Consider the following 2,152-nt stretch of genomic DNA (forward strand, 5'->3'; position numbering starts at 1 on the left):
GGCCGACATCACGCGCAGGTCGAAACACCCTTGACATGCGCCAGTCCCAGCGTCTCATTCTCCGACGCCCGCCAGCGCCTGTTCCAGGTCGGCCATCAGCTCGGCTGGATCTTCGATGCCGATCGAGAGGCGGATCATCGCATCGCTGATGCCACGGCGCTGGCGCTCCTCCGGCGTGAGTCCGTGATGCGTGGTGGTGCAGGGTTGCGTCACCAGGCTCTCAACACCGCCCAGGCTGGGCGCGAGCGTGAACAGCTTGAGCCGGTCCACCACCACCGCGGCGGCGGTCGCGGCCGGGTCGGCACCCTCGGTGGCAATCTCTAGGGTCAGCATGCCGCCGAAGCCGCTCATCTGCCGTGCCGCGAGCGTATGTCCTGGGAAGGACGCGAGTCCCGGATGCAGCACGCGGGCGACCCGTGGATGCGCCTGCATGGCCTCGGCGATGGCCAGTGCCGAGGCGTTCTGCGCCTGCACCCGCACCGGCAGGGTGCGCAGGCTGCGCGCGAGCAGCGCCGCGGTCTCGGGCGCCGGCGTGGTGCCCAGGTTCTTGCGCCAGCCCGCAACCGCGCCGATCAGCGCGGCCGAGCCCATCAGCGCGCCGGCGGTCAGATCGCTGTGGCCACCCAGGTACTTGGTGGCGCTGTGCACCACCAGGTCGGCGCCGAGCGCCAGCGGCTGCTGGTTGACCGGCGAGGCGAAGGTGTTGTCGACCGCCAGCAGGGCGCCCTGGGCATGGGCTCGTTCGGCGATGGCGGCGATGTCGAAGACCTCGAGCGCCGGGTTGGTCGGCGTCTCCAGGAACACCAGCCGACCGGCGTTGCCCGGAAGACTGGCGAGCCGCTCGTCGAGCTGGTCCAGCTCGGCGCCGAGCAGCAGATGGGTCGGGATGCCGAGCAGCGGCAACTGATCCGCCAGCAGCTCCAGTGTGCCGCCGTAGGCATCGCCGATGCAGAGGATGCCGCCGCGCCCATGGGCCAGGAACAGCGCCGCCTCGGCGGCCATGCCGGAGGCGAAGGCGAGCGCGGCCTCGGCGCCCTCGATCGCAGCAAGCTTGGTCTCCAGCGCCTGGATGCTTGGATTCAGGCCGTAGCGGGTGTAGAGGCTGCCGCTGGCGCGGCCCTCCACCACGTCGAGGATCGCGGCGGTGGATGGGAAGGCGAAGGTGCTGGTGCTGTAGACCGGCGTATGCGGGCTGCCGTGGGCATCGGCGGCCTCGCCGGCATGCACGCAGCGGGTGGCGAGACTGCGCTCGGGTGTCTTGGCCATGGCGGGATGTCCTCGGTGATGTTCGTGCTCTTGGCTTTCTTGACGGTCGCGGAGATTGACAGATCTCAACCGAATGATCAACGATTGGGTTGAAGGTCAACACCCCCTCTGGAGACACAAGATCACGATGAACAAGCCTCTCATCGCCGCCTGTGCGGCCCTCTCGCTACTGACCACCCCGCTCCACGCCGATGACAACGCCGCCCTGGCCGAAGCCATGGAGGATTATCTGGCGTTCACCGAATACGGCTCGAGCGTCATCCTGCCCGAGCAGATCCCGGCCGAGGATTGGCCGAAGATCCTGGTCATCGATGCCCGCGATGCGGCGCAGTTCGAGGCCGATCAGATCCCCGGCGCGGTCAATATCGAGTGGCGCCAGGTGGTGGCCCAGCGCGACGAGATCCCCCGCGACCAGCCGGTGGTCATCTACTGCAACACCGGCTCGCTGTCGGCGCAGGCCGGCTTCGCGCTGCGCCTGCTGGGCTGGGACAATGTGCGCATCCTGCAAGACGGGCTCGAGGGCTGGAAGGCCAAGGGTGGATTTGAGGCCAATCAGCGCGCCGTCGAGTCCGCTGAGGGGGCTGGCGCGTCCTGATGGCGCTTGACGCCCCGATGCAGTAGCGCCAACAGCACGATGATCGCCTGCTGCTCATACCAGGCGATGTCGTAGGAGAGCGGCAGCTCGTTGATGTCATCGAGCCCAAACACCTAGATCTCGTCAGCCAGCGCCTGCAGGGCCGTGCGGTTCCGGACCTCGATCCGCTCACCCTCGACGCTGATCACGCCGGCATCGACCAAGCGGCGGGTCACCCGCGACCAGGTCTCGGGTTGAATCGAGAGGCGTGAGGCGAGGACGGCCTTGGTGACCCCGAGCCTGAGCGCTGGG

At 68.3% G+C, this 2,152-nt stretch carries 4 protein-coding genes; 1 reads left to right on the plus strand and 3 read right to left on the minus strand.

Annotated elements, in window-relative coordinates; translation table 11 throughout:
- Positions 1-54 precede the first annotated feature (54 nt).
- Positions 55-1,266, minus strand: a complete 1,212-nt coding sequence (locus VBE63_RS27935; RefSeq protein ID WP_323686255.1) for an aminotransferase class I/II-fold pyridoxal phosphate-dependent enzyme — start codon at positions 1,264-1,266, stop codon at positions 55-57.
- Between the two features lie 127 nt (positions 1,267-1,393).
- Between VBE63_RS27935 and VBE63_RS27940 the strand changes: the two genes are divergently transcribed.
- Positions 1,394-1,861, plus strand: coding sequence for a rhodanese-like domain-containing protein (locus VBE63_RS27940; protein ID WP_323686256.1), 468 nt, complete (start codon positions 1,394-1,396; stop codon positions 1,859-1,861).
- On the opposite strand, the gene VBE63_RS27945 is transcribed toward VBE63_RS27940, so the two are convergent.
- Both VBE63_RS27945 and VBE63_RS27950 read right to left on the minus strand, forming a co-directional pair.
- Complete coding sequence (locus VBE63_RS27945) at positions 1,819-1,974, minus strand: hypothetical protein (RefSeq protein ID WP_323686257.1); 156 nt, start codon at positions 1,972-1,974, stop codon at positions 1,819-1,821. The two genes, VBE63_RS27940 and VBE63_RS27945, sit on opposite strands and share 43 nt — an antisense overlap.
- On the minus strand, positions 1,975-2,152 hold a 178-nt coding region (locus VBE63_RS27950), incomplete at its 5' end, for a helix-turn-helix domain-containing protein (RefSeq protein ID WP_323686258.1). It lies immediately after the preceding gene.

This window comes from Lamprobacter sp. (genome assembly GCF_034860625.1).
Classification (GTDB): Bacteria; Pseudomonadota; Gammaproteobacteria; order Chromatiales; family Chromatiaceae; genus Lamprobacter.

Excerpts from the sequence above, each read along its gene's own strand:
- VBE63_RS27940 (WP_323686256.1), top strand. The coding sequence starts at position 1,394 with ATGAACAAGCCTCTCATCGCCGCCTGTGCGGCCCTCTCGCTACTGACC.
- VBE63_RS27935 (WP_323686255.1), bottom strand. The coding sequence starts at position 1,266 with ATGGCCAAGACACCCGAGCGCAGTCTCGCCACCCGCTGCGTGCATGCC.